Source organism: Polaribacter sp. AHE13PA (genome assembly GCF_019278505.1).
GTDB lineage: Bacteria > Bacteroidota > Bacteroidia > Flavobacteriales > Flavobacteriaceae > Polaribacter.
Window position 1 is genome coordinate 2,675,297 of sequence record NZ_CP058985.1, and the last position, 16,875, is coordinate 2,692,171.

General features: G+C 29.7%; 13 protein-coding genes. 6 read left to right on the forward strand and 7 right to left on the reverse strand.

Annotation, left to right across the window (positions count from 1 at the left end):
• The first annotated feature begins 62 nt into the window (after positions 1-62).
• The 4 genes from H0I28_RS11450 to H0I28_RS11465 are packed head-to-tail and all read left to right on the forward strand — an operon-like array spanning position 63 to position 5,770.
• Positions 63-1,082, forward strand: coding sequence for an XdhC family protein (locus H0I28_RS11450; protein ID WP_218759192.1), 1,020 nt, complete (start codon positions 63-65; stop codon positions 1,080-1,082).
• A gap of 4 nt (positions 1,083-1,086) precedes the next feature.
• Complete coding sequence (locus H0I28_RS11455; protein ID WP_218759193.1) at positions 1,087-1,686, forward strand: NTP transferase domain-containing protein; 600 nt, start codon at positions 1,087-1,089, stop codon at positions 1,684-1,686.
• Between the two features lie 14 nt (positions 1,687-1,700).
• Positions 1,701-5,384, forward strand: coding sequence for a metallophosphoesterase (locus tag H0I28_RS11460; protein WP_218759194.1), 3,684 nt, complete (start codon positions 1,701-1,703; stop codon positions 5,382-5,384).
• A 5-nt stretch (positions 5,385-5,389) separates the two neighbouring features.
• Complete coding sequence (locus H0I28_RS11465; RefSeq protein WP_218759195.1) at positions 5,390-5,770, forward strand: DUF423 domain-containing protein; 381 nt, start codon at positions 5,390-5,392, stop codon at positions 5,768-5,770.
• 74 nt (positions 5,771-5,844) lie between these two features.
• Here H0I28_RS11465 and H0I28_RS11470 read toward each other — a convergent pair whose 3' ends face one another.
• The 6 genes from H0I28_RS11470 to H0I28_RS11495 all read right to left on the reverse strand — a co-directional run bounded on the left by H0I28_RS11470 (position 5,845) and on the right by H0I28_RS11495 (position 10,229).
• On the reverse strand, positions 5,845-6,690 hold the full coding sequence (locus H0I28_RS11470) for a hypothetical protein (protein ID WP_254712696.1): 846 nt from the start codon (positions 6,688-6,690) through the stop codon (positions 5,845-5,847).
• A gap of 113 nt (positions 6,691-6,803) precedes the next feature.
• A complete protein-coding gene (locus tag H0I28_RS11475; protein ID WP_218731626.1) occupies positions 6,804-7,655 on the reverse strand; it encodes a YgcG family protein in 852 nt (283 codons plus the stop codon).
• On the reverse strand, positions 7,652-8,089 hold the full coding sequence (locus tag H0I28_RS11480; protein ID WP_218731627.1) for a TPM domain-containing protein: 438 nt from the start codon (positions 8,087-8,089) through the stop codon (positions 7,652-7,654). Before H0I28_RS11480 ends, H0I28_RS11475 begins: the two co-directional genes overlap by 4 nt.
• A gap of 1 nt (position 8,090) precedes the next feature.
• The gene (locus H0I28_RS11485; protein ID WP_218731628.1) at positions 8,091-8,702 is read right to left on the reverse strand and encodes a LemA family protein; all 612 of its coding nucleotides are present in this window, start codon (positions 8,700-8,702) and stop codon (positions 8,091-8,093) included.
• A 124-nt stretch (positions 8,703-8,826) separates the two neighbouring features.
• The gene (locus tag H0I28_RS11490; protein ID WP_165732026.1) at positions 8,827-9,156 is read right to left on the reverse strand and encodes a MerR family transcriptional regulator; all 330 of its coding nucleotides are present in this window, start codon (positions 9,154-9,156) and stop codon (positions 8,827-8,829) included.
• A gap of 104 nt (positions 9,157-9,260) precedes the next feature.
• Positions 9,261-10,229: a M23 family metallopeptidase gene (locus tag H0I28_RS11495; RefSeq protein ID WP_218759196.1), complete on the reverse strand. Its 969-nt coding sequence runs from the start codon at positions 10,227-10,229 to the stop codon at positions 9,261-9,263.
• 147 nt (positions 10,230-10,376) lie between these two features.
• On the opposite strand from H0I28_RS11495, the gene alaS reads away from it, so the two are divergent.
• Both alaS and H0I28_RS11505 read left to right on the forward strand, forming a co-directional pair.
• Positions 10,377-12,995, forward strand: coding sequence for an alanine--tRNA ligase (gene alaS, locus H0I28_RS11500; RefSeq protein WP_218759197.1), 2,619 nt, complete (start codon positions 10,377-10,379; stop codon positions 12,993-12,995).
• 149 nt (positions 12,996-13,144) lie between these two features.
• On the forward strand, positions 13,145-14,704 hold the full coding sequence (locus H0I28_RS11505; protein WP_218759198.1) for a hypothetical protein: 1,560 nt from the start codon (positions 13,145-13,147) through the stop codon (positions 14,702-14,704).
• A 27-nt stretch (positions 14,705-14,731) separates the two neighbouring features.
• Here the strand turns inward: H0I28_RS11505 and H0I28_RS11510 are convergent, their stop codons facing one another.
• Positions 14,732-16,768: an IPT/TIG domain-containing protein gene (locus H0I28_RS11510; protein ID WP_218759199.1), complete on the reverse strand. Its 2,037-nt coding sequence runs from the start codon at positions 16,766-16,768 to the stop codon at positions 14,732-14,734.
• Positions 16,769-16,875: the final 107 nt, after the last annotated feature.

A 16,875-nucleotide genomic window follows, 5' to 3' on the forward strand; every position in this document is an offset into this window, starting at 1 on the left:
AGTATACTTAAAAAAGAAGTAACAAAAGTTTTATATTTAAACCTAAATTATAGTATTTATTAATGAATCACGAACTTAAAGAAATTATAAATCAGGCGGTCATCAACCAACAAAAAGGGTTGAAAAATGTATTGGCAACCGTAGTACATTTAGAAGGTTCTTCTTATAGAAAACCAGGTGTACGCATGTTAATTTCTGAAGATTTAAGTTCTGTTGGAGCCGTGAGTGGTGGTTGTGTAGAAAAGGAAATTAAACACAGATCTAAAAGTGTTTTTTCTGATAACAAACCAAAAGTAATTACATACGATGGTAGGTACAAGTTAGGCTGCGAAGGTATTTTATATGTTTTAATAGAACCTTTTTTTATTTCGGATCTATTTCTTACTCATTTTTCGAAAGCAAATTCAGATAGAGAAACCATACATATTGCAAGTTTTTTTACTGATGAAAATGAAGCTTTTGGTAATTTTGGTTCTGTAATTACTTTTCATAATAAAAAACAATTTACATTTTCTGAAGGATTTAATCATCAGGATAAGAAAGACGTTATAATCTTCTCTCAAATAGTACAACCTAGTTTTAGGTTGATTATAATTGGAGGCGAACATGATGCTGTTAAACTTTGTAAAGTAGCCGCAACATTAGGTTGGGAAATTGATGTGATAACCTGTATTAAGGATTCTAAAGAATTAAAAGATTTTCCGGGAGCAAATTCGGTAAATGGTGATTCTGCAGAAACTATTCAATTTACAAATATTGAAGAAAATACGGCTATTGTAATTATGAATCATAGTTACGTACAAGATTTAAAATATGTTATAAAGCTGTCTGAATATACACCAAAATATATTGGTATTTTAGGCGCTCCAAACAGAAGGGAACGATTGTTTAACGAGCTTTTTGAATTTGTACCAGATATTTCTGATGAATTTTTAGAAACTATTTATACACCTGCAGGCTTACACATTGGTGCAGAAACCCCAGAAGAAATTGCCGTTTCTATTGTCGCGGAAATTCTATCTGTAATTAGAAAAAAAGAGCCTTTTTCTTTAAGAAAATTAACAGGGAAAATTAACACATAAATTTATGAAAAACATTGCTGTTTTAGTTTTGGCTGCAGGCAAATCATCTAGAATGAATAGCATAAAACAGTTAGAAAAAGTAAATCATAAAACACTTTTAGAACATACTTTAGAGAAAACACAACGTATTTATGCTTCCACTATATTTTGTGTTTTAGGTGCAAATGCTGATAAAATTAAATCAGAAGTAAGTACTAGAAACGTTCAATTTATTGAAAATACTAATTTCGAAGATGGATTAAGCTCTAGCATCGTTTCTGGTATTCAGCATTTTAAACAAAATAATTTCAATTTTGAAGCCATTTTTATCTTATTAGCAGATCAACCAGCTATTGATGTTGCTTATATTGAAGATATGCTTCATTTATTTGAACAACATAAAGATAAAATTATAGCATCTAACTATGGTGAAAAATTAGGTGTTCCTGTAATTTTTCCTAAAAAGTATTTTTCTGATATTTTTCTGATAAAAGGAGACAAAGGCGCAAAGGAATTCATCAACAAAAAGAAAAACGAAATTATTTGTTCTACAATACCAACAAACTTCTTAGACATAGATACCAGAGAAGATTTGCAACGATATAAAAACTCAATTTTAAAATAGTTATTTTAGCACTTATGAAACTACTCAGATATTCCATATTCTTTTTACTTTTTTTATGCATTTCTGCCTGCGCAACCATAAAAAAACAAATTGCAGACAACCAACCTAGCGTGATTAAAAAGGATAGTTCTAAAATTGAACATACTTTTTATTTAATTGGAGACGCAGGAAACTCAACATTAGAAGAAGATTCACCTGCTTTAAAATATTTAAAAAAGCACATTAAAAGTGCATCAGAAGAATCTACTTTACTTTTTTTAGGTGATAATGTCTATGAAACGGGTATACCCGATAAAGATTCTAAAAAATATCCTTTAGCAAAAAGAAGAATTGAAGCGCAAACAAATGTTGCGAAACAATTTAAAGGAAAATCTATATTTATTCCAGGAAATCACGATTGGTATCATGGTCTAGATGGCTTAAAAAGAGAAGAAAAACTAGTTGAAAAAGCATTAGGAAAATCAGCTTTTTTACCGAATAATGGTTGTCCGTTAGAAAAAGTTAAAATTTCTGAAGACATTGTTTTAATTATTGTTGATACACATTGGTATGTAACAAACTGGGACAATCACCCCACAATAAATGATGAATGTGAAATTAAAACAAGAGAAAAATTCTTTGATGAATTTGAAGGACTCATCAAAAAAGCAAGGGGAAAAACAACTATTGTGGCTTTACACCACCCAATGTTTACAAACGGTTCTCATGGCGGACAATATTCTTTTAAAAGCCACATGAGTCCACTACCTGTTTTAGGTTCTCTTAAAAATTTAATTAGAGAAACCTCTGGCCTTTCAAATACCGATATTCAGAATAAAAAATATAACGAACTAAGAAAGCGTATTATCACACTCTCTCAAGAAAATGATAAAACGATTTTTGTTTCTGGTCACGACCATAACCTACAATATATTGTAGAAGATAATTTACCTCAAATAATAAGTGGTTCTGGTTCTAAAACAATGGCGACCAAATTAACAGGAAATGCAAAATTTACTTATGGAGCGCAAGGTTTTGCCAAGTTAGATGTTTATGAAGATGGTTCGTCTAACGTTGCTTTTTATACCGTAAAAGATGATGAAATTGTATACGCCACAGAAGTTTTACCTGCCAATGAAAACACCAACTTTGCTCCGTTTACTAATACTAATATAACAGCAAAAAAAGCATCTATTTACACCAAGGAGGAAGTTGAAAAAAGTGGTATTTATCGTTTTTTATGGGGAGAACGTTATAGAAAATATTTTGGTACAGAAGTAAATGCACCAACCGTAGATTTAGACACTCTTTTTGGCGGATTAAAGCCTGTTAGAAAAGGTGGCGGACATCAATCTAAATCATTAAGACTTGAAGACTCAAAAGGTAGAGAATATGTAATGCGTGCCTTACGTAAAAATGCTGTTCAGTATTTACAGGCAGTTGCTTTTAAAGACCAATATATAGAAGGACAATTTAACAACACTGCTACAGAAGGCTTGTTAAATGATGTTTTTACAGGTTCTCATCCATATGCACCTTTTACTATTGGTAAATTAGCTGATGCAGTTGGTGTTTATCATACAAACCCTGTTTTATATTACATTCCTAAACAAAATAGTTTAGGGAATTTTAATGATGAATTTGGTGGTGAATTATACATGATTGAAGAAAGAGCTGCTTCTGGCCACGGAGACAAAGAAAGTTTTGGGTTTGCAGATGAAATAATTAGTACAGATGATTTATTAAAGAAATTAAGTAAAAATGAACATCATATTTTAGACGAAAAAGCATACATAAAAGCACGTTTATTCGACATGTTAATTGGAGATTGGGACAGACACCAAGACCAATGGAGATGGGCTATTTTTAAAGAAGGTGAACAGACAATTTACAGACCGGTTCCTAGAGATAGAGACCAAGCTTTTGCTGTCTTTGGTGACGGTTTTTTATTAAATATTACCACAAAATTAATACCTGCATTACGTGCAATGCAATCGTATAAAGAAGATATTGGTAGCCCAAAATGGTTTAATTTATCTCCGTATCCTTTAGACATGGCATTAATTACAACAGCAACTAAAAACGATTGGGATGCACAAGTAAAGTTAATAACCACCAACCTTACAGATGCAGTTATAGAAGATGCTTTTACTAATTTTCCTAACGAAGTAAGAGACCATACTGTTTTAGAAATAAAAACTAAATTACAAGGCAGAAGAAAGAATTTACAAAAAATTTCTGATGCTTATTTTCAACATCTAAATAAATTTCAGGTTATAAAAGGTACTCATAAAGATGATTGGTTTGATATTGAAAGAGTCCCTAATGGAGGTACAAAAATAACTGGATACCGAATTATAAAAGGCGAAAAAGGAACCATTTTTCATGAACGAACTTACAAGAAATCTGACACCAAAGAAATCTGGATTTATGGTTTAGATGATGATGACACTTTTGTAGTAAAAGGAGAAGCTAAAAACTTAATAAAAGTTAGAATTATTGGCGGACAAAACAATGATGTTTATAATGTTTTAAACGGTAAAAAAGTAAAAATTTATGATTTTAAATCTAAGAAAAACACTTTTATAACAAACAAAGGCAGTAAAAAGTTAACAGATAATTACGAAACGAACGTGTACGATTACACGAAGCTTAAAAACAATCAGTTTATTATATCTCCAACCATTGGTTTTAATGCAGACGACGGTGTAAAATTGGGTGTTTCTAATGTATATACTTCTTTTGGCTTTGAGAGAAACCCATTTACTTCTCAACATACCTTAAATGCTGCCTACTATTTTGCAACTAGTGGTTTTGAATTTGATTATTCTAGCGAGTTTGCAAATGTTATAAAAAATTGGAATCTAGGCGTAAAAGCACGTTTTACAAGTCCTAATTTTGCTATGAATTATTTTGGTTTAGGGAATAACTCTATAAACCTAAATGCTCCTCATGAAATTAAAGACGAAGAATACAACAGGCTTAAAATAAAAGAATTGAGTGCTGGTACTTTTATACAGTGGAAAGGAGATTTGGATGGAACAATAAAAGTAGGTGTAAATTTTCAAAACTTTAAAGTAGAACAAACACCTAACAGGTTTATAAGTGATACTTTCTCATCAAATAATGCCATTTTTAACAATCAACAATTTATAAATACAGAAGCTGGTTATCAGTTTGAAAATGCAGATAATACTGCTTTTCCAACAATGGGGATGAAAACATCCTTAAAAGTAGGATATACTTCTAACCTTAAAAACAGTAACAATTTTGGATATTTAATTCCTGCTATTTCTTTTGATTATAAATTGATTTCTAGCGGAAAACTAGTGCTTGCAACCAAAGTAAAAGGACATTATAATTTTGGAGATTCTTATGAGTTGTATCAAGCAGCAAGTATTGGTGGTAATGATGGTTTAAGAGCCTATAGAAACGAACGTTTTACAGGAAAGAATTCAGTGTATCAATCTACAGATCTTCGTTTACTTTTAAGTAAAGTTAAAACAAGTATTGTGCCTCTAAACATTGGTATTTATGGAGGTTTTGATTACGGAACTGTTTGGGGACAACAAAACACCACCTTTAACAATACTAAATTTAACACTTCTGCTGGAGGAGGTATTTTCTTTAACGCAGCAAATATGTTAGTTGCAAATGTGGCTGTATTTAATGGAGATGATGGCGTAAGAGCAACAGTTAATTTAGGATTCAATTTTTAATAACTATGGATAAAATAGCATTAATTTCGGGAGCATTTTTTGGAATGTCAGCCGTAATTTTTGGTGCTTTTGGTGCGCACCTTTTAAAGAAAAAACTAAACACAGACCAATTACAAAGTTTTGAAACGGGTGTTAAATACCAAATGTATCATGCCATTTTATTACTTGTTTTAGGTTTTCAGTTAAACCACAAAATTACCATTGACAATTACATTGTTTATTCATTTATTATCGGAATCATTTTATTTTCATTTTCTATTTATGGTTTAGTAATTTCTTCTGCCAATAATAAAAAACTAAAATTTTTAGGACCAATTACACCGTTAGGAGGACTATGTTTAGTGTTAGGTTGGGGGTTGTTAATTTATAAGTTTGCTATTCAATAAAAGACAGCTGGAGATAATTTATAATAACCTAGCTCTTTTTCATGAAAATAAATTAGTTTTAATGGGGCAACAAACTAAAACTTCAACTCATAAAAATTACCGCCAACACCATCGGCTTTTTCATCGGTAATATATAAAGTATTATTGTCTTTAAAAGTAATTCCTTCTTTTTGAGAATAAGAATTTAATGGAATTTTGGTTAATTTTCCTGATAAAAAATCATCGTTTTTATAATCCGTAAAAATTAAAACAGCAGCAGGTGACAACAATGCTACTTTGCTACCATCGTCAGAAATATCTGCAGAAGTAATCCAACATTCCTTGTCGTTACAATTATTAAATTCAGAAATAAATACTGCTTCATGTTTCCCTTCTTTAGCAGGAACCTTGTATAAAGAGGTTTTACCATACTTTTCTTCTACCCTACTTTTAGTAAACACATAAAATGAATTATTATAATAGAAAAAAGATTCTGCATCAAAAAACAGTTTTTTCTTTTTAGGTGGAAACTTCTTTTGTTCCGGATAAGAAAACTTAATTTTTTCTACTTTTATTTTTTTAGAACTTGTTAAATCACCATGCTTTACTTTTAAAATAACAAGGTTTTCCCTTTCACTATCATTATTTCCAAAATCACCAATATAAAGGTTTCCTTCTTCGTCGGATGCAAGGTCTTCCCAATCGTGGTTTTTTTCTTTTATGGTAAGCTCTTCAACAATATTTCCGGTAGCAGAAACACCGTAAATTTTAGGTTTATTTCCACTATCATTTAGCATCCAAATTAAATCTGAATTGGCAACTACTTCTGCTCCAGAAACCTCTTCTAAGTCTTTTGATAATTCTGATATAAGTTTTAAACTACCAAAATTCTGACAACTAACTAAAGACAAAAAACTAAAAATTACAGTTATTACTTTCATCAACAATTCAATTTATTTTAATATTAAAACCCTTCAGTTTTTTTATTCTGAAGGGTTTGTTATTTGTTTTTTATTATTAGGTTTTCTTCCGACAAGAAAGATTAAAATGGAATTTACCAGCCACCAGAAGCGCCACCTCCACCAAAACTACCTCCGCCGAAACCGCCTCCAAAGCCTCCTCCACCGAAGCTTCCGCCTCCAGATGAACTTCCAAAACCACCGCCAAAACTTCCGCTACCTCTACCGGCGTTACTTAAAATAATAGTTTCTAAAATAGCGCCTGCAATAGATCCGCTTCTAAAACCTCTACCACCACTACCATTATTTTTATTTCCTCTAGAAATTAAAATAAAAATGATGAATACTATAATGATAAAAATAATAATCCCAGGATCAAAACCTTCTGCATCTTTTTGCCTACTTCCTTTAAACTCTCCGTTTAAGGTTCTAAAAATATAATCAGACCCTTTGTCTAAACCGCTATAATAATCTCCTCTTTTAAACTCGGGAATAATAACTCTTTCAATAATTCTCTTTGCCTGAAAATCGGTTAAAAGATGTTCTGTACCTTTACCAGCTTGAATAGCAATTCTTCTGTCGTTTAATGCCAACAACATTAAAACACCATTGTCTTTTTTTGCATCACCTATTCCCCATTTCTCTCCCCAATTAGCTGCTAAATAATTAATATTTTCACCTTCGGTGGATGGAATAATAGCTACTACAATTTGAGTAGAAGTGGTATCTGAATAACGAACCAATTTACTTTCTAAACTTGTTTTTTGACTCTCAGTTAATAAACTAGTATAATCATATACACTGGTTTGAAACTCTGGAATTTCTGGGATTTGATACCCTTGAGAAAAAACACTTAACGTGAATAAAAACGCAATAAAAAAAGTAATTTTTCTAAAAAATACTGCTAACTGAATACTACTTACTGAATACTGTTTACTGTATATCATCCTTTAGAAATCTCATTAGAAAGTTCATCTACATCATCAATTTGCCAAGGAAAGTGTGATTGCAATTCTTTTCCTGCCTTTAAAATTCCGTCTACAATTCCTTGTTTAAAAGCACCTTGTTTAAAATGATTTTGCATTACATCTTTAGTAGTATCCCAAAAATCTTTTGGTACTACTTTGTTAATTCCTTTATCACCATAAATAACAAATTTCTTGTCTTTTACAGCAACGTAGATCAACACTGCATTATCATCTTTAGTGTTGTTCATTTTTAGCAAATGAAAAACTTCTAACGCTCGTTCATCATGATTCTTCTCTGTGGTAGCCTCAATATGTACTCGTATTTCGCCAGAAGTTTCTTTCTCTGCAACTCTTATAGCAGAAATAATTTCTTGTTCTTCTTCTGGAGACAGAAACGCTTCTACTTTAGACATATTATTCTTTTTTATTATTAAAATCAAAGTTTACATCTGGTGCATTTTCAGATCCTGCATCTGCTTTATAACGATCCATTTCATCAAAATTAAACATTCCTGCTAACACAGAATTTGGAAATACTTTGATGTGTTTGTTATAATTATTTACACCTTCATTAAAACGATCTCTAGCAACATTAATTCTGTTCTCTGTACCTTCTAATTGACTTTGTAATTCTAAAAAGTTTTGATTCGCTTTTAATTCTGGATAACGCTCTACTGAAACTAATAATTTAGATAACGCACCTGTTAAGCCAGATTGCGCTTGTTGAAATTGCGCCATATTATCTGCTGTTAAATCTCCTGCATTTATATTTACAGAGGTAGCTTTTGCTCTTGCTTCAATTACTTCTGTTAAAGTAGTTCTTTCAAAATCTGCTGCTCCTTGTACTGTTTTAATAAGATTACCAATTAAATCATTTCTACGTTGGTAAGAGCTCTCTACATTAGACCAAGTTGTTTTTGCATCTTCTTGTAAAACAACAGCTTCATTATTAAAGTTTTTACCCCAATTGTATACTCCGAAAACAACAACAAGGATTACTATTACTGGTATTAACCATTTTTTCATAATTTCTAATTTTTAATTTTTTGATTGATTGATTTTTATACTACAAAACTACTTAATATTCTTCGGGTTGTAAAAGAATATTAGCTTCTATCCTATTAAGTTAGACATCTAAACTAAAGAAATGTTACAATTGATTTTTAATTTTAATCAATTCTGCTTTCACCCCTTCTAATCTGGTAATAATTTCAAGGTTGTGAACTATTCCTTCTGGATTTTTCTTAAGTTTCTGTTTAGCTCCATCTAAGGTAAAACCTCGCTCTTTTACAAGGTTAAATATTAACTTAAAGTTTTTAATATCTTCTTGTGTAAATAAACGATTTCCTTTAGCATTTTTTTTGGGCTTAATAATATCAAACTCTTTTTCCCAAAAACGAACTAATGAAGTATTTACGTCAAACGCTTTGGCAACTTCACCTATTTTATAATATCTTTTCTCTGGTAAATCTACGTGCATCTTTTTCAGTATTAAGTATTTGAAGATTAAAAAAGTATTTTTAATATTCTTTTTTTGACTTATCTCATATATCAATAATCTTGTTCCTAAATTGAAACAAAAAATTAATCGTAAGACTGCCCTTCTTCTTCTGCAGCTTTTTGCATTGCGGCAAACTCTTCTGGAGTTAAATCTCCATAATAAAAATTAATAGGATTTACAGCTACATCGTTTTTATGAACTTCATAATGTAAATGTGCCGATACCGATCTACCAGTATTACCAACATATCCAATTAAGTCCCCACGTTTTACCTTGTCACCTTTTTTCGCTTTTATTTTACTCATATGGGCATAAATAGTTTTATATCCATATCCATGATCTATATAAACCACGTTTCCAAAAGTGGCACTTCTTTGTGCTCTAATTACATCTCCATTACCAGAAGCAAAAATAGGCGTTCCTACAGGGGCTGTAAAATCCATTCCTTTATGGAATTTTCTAATTTTTAATATTGGATGATATCTCCATTTATAGCCTGAAGCCATTCTTGTTAAATCTGCAAGCTTTACGGGCAAAATAGCAGGAATTGAAGCTAACATTTTCTCCTTTTCTTTTGCTAAATTTACAATTTCATCTAAAGATTTAGACTGCACAACCAATTGTTTAGAAAGTATATCTATATCTTTAGTTACTTTTGAAATCATCGTAGAATTATCGAAACCATCTAAATATTTGTATCTATTTACCCCTCCAAAACCAGCTTTTCTTTGCTCATCTGATATAGGATTTGCTTCAAAATACGTTCTATAAATATTGTTATCTCTTTCTTGTAATTGCGCCAAAATAGACGAACTTTCTTGCATTTTTTTAGAAAGCAACTCGTAATGTAACTTTAAATTTTCTAGTTCTCTTTTTTGAGCTCGCTCTCTTGGAGACATTATAAACTGGCTAAACACAATAAAACCAATAAATGCAGATAATACTAAAGCTAAAACTCCAATAACAGTTTTCTTATAATATTCACCCTTTTTTACAGCAATTTTCCTGTAAGAAAGTGTGTCCGCATCGTAATAATATTTTACTTTTGCCATATTGCTAAATAGACTATTTTTGTGCTTTTATATTGAGTTTCATTTTTAATAACTCACAAATTTACAAAATGTTTTACAACTGCTTTTTATTCGCAGTATTTTTTAAACTAATTTAACATAATCCAACTTGTTGGAAACTTCTTTTTTATGAAATCACAAGATATCCGCGCTACTTTTTTAAATTTTTTCAAAGAAAAAGCACACTTAATTGTTCCTTCTGCACCAATGGTAACTAAGGACGACCCTACATTAATGTTTGTAAATTCTGGAATGGCACCTTTTAAAGAGTATTTTTTAGGTAATGGAGTGCCAAAAAACAGCAGGATGTCAGATTCTCAAAAATGTTTACGTGTTTCTGGTAAACACAACGATTTAGAGGAAGTAGGATACGATACCTACCATCATACATTATTTGAAATGTTAGGAAACTGGTCTTTTGGCGATTACTTTAAAAAAGAAGCAATTGCTTGGGCTTGGGAGTTATTAACTGAAGTTTATAAAATTGATAAAGACATTTTATATGTTACTGTTTTTGAAGGTTCTGATGATGCAGATAATTTAAAAATGGATACCGAAGCTTTTGATATCTGGAAACAATTTATTGCTGAAGATAGAATCTTAAAAGGTAACAAAAAAGATAATTTCTGGGAAATGGGTGAGCAAGGACCTTGCGGACCGTGTTCTGAAGTTCATGTTGATATCCGCTCTGCGGAAGAAAAAGCAAAAGTAGATGGACGAACTTTAATTAATGAAGATCATCCACAAGTAGTAGAAATATGGAACTTAGTTTTTATGCAGTTCAACAGAAAAGCAAACGGAACTTTAGTTGATTTACCAAACAAACATATTGATACTGGTATGGGATTTGAACGTTTGTGTATGGTAATGCAAGACGTAAAATCTAATTACGATACAGATGTTTTTACACCAATTATTAGAGAAATTGAAACAATTACTGATGTAAAATATGGCAAAAACCTAGAGCAGGATATTGCTATTAGAGTTATTTCAGACCACGTAAGAGCCGTTGCTTTCTCTATTGCAGATGGGCAATTACCAAGTAACACAGGTGCTGGCTACGTTATTAGAAGAATTTTAAGACGTGCTGTTCGTTACGGTTTTACATTCTTAAACAAAAAAGAGCCTTTTATCTATAGATTAGTAGATGTTTTAAGCAATAAAATGGGAGAAGCTTTCCCTGAATTAAAAGCACAAAAACAATTAATAGAAAATGTGATTAAGGAAGAAGAAACTTCTTTTTTAAGAACATTAGATCAAGGCTTATTATTATTAGACAGAATTATAGAAAGTACTTCTGGTAAGGAAGTTTCTGGTGATAAAGCTTTTGAATTATATGACACTTACGGTTTTCCTATCGATTTAACTTCTTTAATTCTGTCTGAAAAAGGATTGACATTAGATGAAAAAGGATTTGAAGAAGAACTACAAAAACAAAAAAACAGATCTAGAGCTGCCAGTGAAATGTCTACCGAAGACTGGACTGTTTTAGTTGATGACCCTATAGAAGAGTTTATTGGTTACGATGCTTTAGAAGCAAACGTAAAAATTACACGATACAGAAAAGTAACCTCTAAAAAAGATGGTGAAATGTTTCAATTGGTTTTCAATTTAACTCCTTTTTACCCAGAAGGTGGTGGACAAGTTGGAGACAAAGGATATTTAGAAACCACACAAGGAGATGTTGTTTATATTTTAGACACTAAAAAAGAGAATAATGTTATTATTCACTTCACTAAGAATCTTCCAAAAAATATTAACGAAAATTTTAAAGCGGTTGTAGATCAAAAACAACGTTCTAAAACAGAGTGTAACCATACAGCTACGCATTTATTGCACCAAGCGTTAAGAGAAGTTTTAGGAACACATGTAGAGCAAAAAGGTTCTGCTGTGCATTCTAAATATTTACGTTTCGATTTTTCTCACTTTTCTAAATTAACTGTGGATGAATTACGTGAGGTAGAAAACTTTGTAAACAGAAGAATTGCAGGTAAACTTCCATTAGAAGAAAGCAGAAATATTACAATGGAAAAAGCAATTGCAGATGGTGCAATGGCTTTATTTGGTGAAAAATACGGTGATACTGTAAGAGCTATAAAATTTGGAAAATCTATAGAACTTTGCGGTGGAACACACGTAAAAAACACCAGTGATATTTGGCATTTCAAAATTAAATCTGAAGGAGCAGTAGCTTCTGGAATTAGAAGGATAGAAGCGATTACAAATGACGCTGTAAAAGATTTTTATTCTGAAAACAATAAGGCTTTATTCGAAATTAAAGATTTATTAAACAACACAAAAGAACCTGTAAAAGCAGTACAGAAGTTACAAGATGAAAATACTTCTTTACAGAAACAAATAGAACAATTATTAAAAGATAAAGCTCAGAATTTATCTGGTGAATTAAAAAACCAATTACAAGAAATTAATGGCGTTCAGTTTTTAGCTACAAAAGTAGATTTAGACCAAAACGGAATTAAAAATTTAGCTTTTTCTTTAGGAAAAGAACATCAGAATTTATTCTTATTATTTGCTTCTTCTGCTGCAAAAGACAAAGCGATGTTAACTTGTTATATTTCAAAAGAATTGGCAAATGAACGTGGTTACGATGCTGGAAAAGTAGTAAGAGAATTAGGAAAACTAATACACGGTGGTGGTGGTGGACAAAATTTCTTTGCAACTGCAGGTGGTAAAAACCCAGGAGGAATTCCGAAAGCTTTAGAGAAAGCAGTAGATTATTTGGTATAAAAATCTATGATTTTAGAAAACAGTAAAAAACAAATTAACATTCAGGATTAATCTTCTAATTATTTTAGTAATATTGATTATTTATAGTTAAGGAATTTAGTTCTTTTTTGTTAAGAAATAAAACCTTTAATTTTACTTATTAAAATAATATGAAACATTTATATAAATACTTAATATTACTTTCTATAACCCTATTTTCTTGTAACCAAAGCGAAGAAATGGTATTAACAGATATTAGTTCTTTAACTGTAAAGATAATATCACCTATTAACAAAAAAGCTTTTTCGCCAAATAGTCAAATAGAGTTTAAAGGAAAAATATCTTCACCTGATATAAAAGATTTTTCAGTTTTAAAAGCAATTTGGGTTAGTGATGTTTCTGGAAACCTTAATGAAAGTACTATTGATGAAAATGGAGAAACAAAATTTTCTATACCTAAATTATCAAAAAATATCCATTATATTAGATTGAATGTTTATAACGAAATAGACGAAATTGTATATGACGAAATAGTAGTATATAATTCTCTTTGGCTTTATCCAACTATAGATAAAAAAAATACTTCGAGTATATCTTGGAGCAAAGCAGAAGACCCTAATTTTGATAGCTATGATATATATAGGTCATTAAATAAAAATAAAATCACTAACAGAGAAGATGAATTAATCTATAGTACTTCTGACATTAATGACACTACCTTTATTGATGAAAAAGCTTATTTAGCATCAAAATATTATTACCGAGTTTTCTTGAAAAGGAATACAAAATCTCCTGTTTATGTAGGCACCAATATTGATTCTATAACTTTAGGCAATTTTAAAAAATTAGATTACCCAATTTCTAAAATTATAAGAGATCCAAATAGGAATTATGCTTACGGAATTATAAATATTGATAATATTTATAGTTCTAATGCTAGTGGATATGGATTAGTTTTTATAAACACTGATAACAAACAAGTTGAAAGAATATTAACCAATTATAGGTTTACAGATTTAGACATAGATACTTCTGGAAACTACTTATATTTATGTTCAAGAAGTAATGTAATAAGAAAAGTAAATCTAAATACCAGACAACTTGAGTCAAGTTTCTATTTATTAAGGTCTGCTCATAAAATAGAAGTAGGTAGTAACAATAAGCTTTATTATCATATTACACCTCCTTCAAGTGGTTCTACAGAATTTAGAATTTATGATTTAACAAATAATATCGATATTCCTTATAAAACAACAATCTCTGATGCTTACTCAAGTTTTTCTCATGGAGATTTTGAATTAGATAACAATCAAAACATTTATCATGGGGAAAGCAACACTTCTTCAGCTTTTTTAACTAAAATAGGAACAACTAACGACACTTTTTCTATAGTTAAGCAAATAAATAATGGTTCTTATCAAAGAGACCTAATTACACTTAATAATAATAAAATTTATTGGAACAATTACTTATTCGATAGTAATTTGAAGGGAATTGGTGTTTTTGAAGATGAGGCAAATGAAATTGATATAGAAACTGTTTCTCCTAATGGTAACTTAGCCTTGGGTTGGGCTCGTTTATTTGATACAAATAATTTTATTATTATAAAAAAAATAGCAGTTATATATGATATAGCTACATTTACAAAAGATAACCAAATTTTATTTGTGAATAATGAAGACAAAGACTCTAATGTAAATATATCAACTTTGTTTTTTTATGATTTTTGATGAATTATGTATATGAAAATTTAGTACTTATTTTAAATATTCAGAATTAAATTTATAGATAGCTCTATCGTATTTCATATAAATTTCATTATCTAAATAAAAATATCCAGCATTGTTATATCTTTCTCCATTAGTGATGTAATTTTTCCAAATATCATTATTTGAATCATATTCAAACATAGATTGAAAATGAAAATATGTCTTGTTTTCTACAAAAAGTGCAAGACCAGAGTTTATAGATAGATCTTTAAATGCAATAGGTAAATTTGCCTTTCTTGTTATTTTGTTATTACTAGTATCTAATTCCCAAAAATCCAATTGTTTATTCCCTTGTCCAGAGCCAATGTAAATTTTACTTTTTTCAGCAAAAACAAAAGGATCTAACTTAGATGTATCATAAGATGTAATTTCTGGAAATTTGTCGATAATCTTTTCCCAAGAATTATGGATGATTGAATACCTCCAAATATCTGTCATAGGTTTTTTAAAGTACTTCACTCCCAAGCCTGTATAAATATAATCTCCAACAACAATCATAAAACCATATTCTCTTATTTCTCCAGGAAAATCTGCTAGCACTTTTTTCTCATTTGTAAATATGTTATAACTTATAAATACATCTTCTTCAGAAGAAACATATTTTTTTGAATACATTTTATCTTTATAAAAAACATTTAACCTACCAGTGTTTGAAGAGTATTCTTTATGAAAATTTTCATCTGTTACTTTTTCAAAATTAAGATTAGACTTATTCAACTTAAAAACATCTTTTACAATATCCCAATTAGTATAAGTAGAACCTAAAGCGTAAATATCATCATTATAATCATACATTTTTAATACATTATGGCCCTCATAATCATAATTTACTTTTAACCAAGGTTCATCAATACATATTTTATCTTTAGCTGTAGTAACTTCATTTAAATAGTTTACTGTAAACTTATTATCTTTAAAATCTTTAAACCTATAACCATTACCAATTTTAAAGACTAAACTATCTCTGGTTTTTATGTATGGAGAAAGATAACTATCCTCTAATTTTATGATGTGCCTATCATTATTAAGAGGAAAATTGGCACCTTTTATTACTAAATCATCTTCAAAAGAAATACAATTTGTTGATATGGAAGTAATTTCTGGCATTAATACTTCCATTTGTTTTACTACACTAGATAATTGACTTCTAACAACTAAAGTAGGATTCTTTTTTCTTATTATTGATGGTTTTAAAACAATTTTATTTTTCGTAGATTCTAATATCGAATAACTATACTGTTGATTATCTGATATAGTAATAACCATATTTGACCTTTTAGCATCAAAATAATCTCCATATATTCTTAATGTATCAGAATCAGTAATTTTTCTAGGTATAATAGAATCTATTCTAGGAGTATTTAAAGAAAAATCATTAATTGTATTTTCTTGTTTATCTTGATTAATGATTTTTATTCGGGAATAAGGTGCCGTTGATAAATAATTATTTTTGGGAAATGGCACTATCACTTTAATTAGTGAATCTGAACTAACTAAAGGTGTAGACTCTACATCGGAAAAATAAATTTTTGGGTTTTTTGAAAAATAAGAACCTTTAATTATAAGTGTATCTAAAAGACTTAACTTATTTGATGATAATTCTTTAATAATTGGTATTGAACTACCATTAGATATAAAAACTCTTTCTTGACCAAATAAATATTCCCCATTTAAAAAAATAAAAACATTAAAATAATATTTCTGGCCAATCTTTAAACCTGTTCTAATCTCAGCAGAATAATTACCTTGGGGTACGTTTTCTATTAATTTAATTATTCCTCTTCTATTATAAGTTTCACCTTCAATAGTTGATAAAACAAAACCAAAGTCAACATGCTCGCTAACATTAATAAATGAACCATTTAAAACTACACCACCTTCATTAATATTTTTATTTGATAGGGTTTCTAACACTATTTCATTGTTGATTCCATTCTCAACTTCTTCTGAACAAGAAATAATAGTTATTAAAATTATAATAAGAATTATAAAAAAATTTCTAAAACGACCAATAGATAAATTCATAGCAAAAAAGCATTAGGTTTACAAACATAACAAAACATTAGATATTAAACTCTTATAAACTCAAAAGTGTTACTATTTGAAACCTATACCTCTAGTTTCAAGCAAAT

What these genes read in the sequence shown, in the direction of transcription:
- H0I28_RS11450 (WP_218759192.1), top strand. Translation starts at nt 63, where the DNA reads ATGAATCACGAACTTAAAGAAATTATAAATCAGGCGGTCATCAACCAA.
- H0I28_RS11455 (WP_218759193.1), top strand. Translation starts at nt 1,087, where the DNA reads ATGAAAAACATTGCTGTTTTAGTTTTGGCTGCAGGCAAATCATCTAGA.
- H0I28_RS11460 (WP_218759194.1), top strand. Translation starts at nt 1,701, where the DNA reads ATGAAACTACTCAGATATTCCATATTCTTTTTACTTTTTTTATGCATT.
- H0I28_RS11465 (WP_218759195.1), top strand. Translation starts at nt 5,390, where the DNA reads ATGGATAAAATAGCATTAATTTCGGGAGCATTTTTTGGAATGTCAGCC.
- H0I28_RS11470 (WP_254712696.1), bottom strand. Translation starts at nt 6,690, where the DNA reads ATGAAAGTAATAACTGTAATTTTTAGTTTTTTGTCTTTAGTTAGTTGT.
- H0I28_RS11475 (WP_218731626.1), bottom strand. Translation starts at nt 7,655, where the DNA reads ATGATATACAGTAAACAGTATTCAGTAAGTAGTATTCAGTTAGCAGTA.
- H0I28_RS11480 (WP_218731627.1), bottom strand. Translation starts at nt 8,089, where the DNA reads ATGTCTAAAGTAGAAGCGTTTCTGTCTCCAGAAGAAGAACAAGAAATT.
- H0I28_RS11485 (WP_218731628.1), bottom strand. Translation starts at nt 8,702, where the DNA reads ATGAAAAAATGGTTAATACCAGTAATAGTAATCCTTGTTGTTGTTTTC.
- H0I28_RS11490 (WP_165732026.1), bottom strand. Translation starts at nt 9,156, where the DNA reads ATGCACGTAGATTTACCAGAGAAAAGATATTATAAAATAGGTGAAGTT.
- H0I28_RS11495 (WP_218759196.1), bottom strand. Translation starts at nt 10,229, where the DNA reads ATGGCAAAAGTAAAATATTATTACGATGCGGACACACTTTCTTACAGG.
- alaS (WP_218759197.1), top strand. Translation starts at nt 10,377, where the DNA reads ATGAAATCACAAGATATCCGCGCTACTTTTTTAAATTTTTTCAAAGAA.
- H0I28_RS11505 (WP_218759198.1), top strand. Translation starts at nt 13,145, where the DNA reads ATGAAACATTTATATAAATACTTAATATTACTTTCTATAACCCTATTT.
- H0I28_RS11510 (WP_218759199.1), bottom strand. Translation starts at nt 16,768, where the DNA reads ATGAATTTATCTATTGGTCGTTTTAGAAATTTTTTTATAATTCTTATT.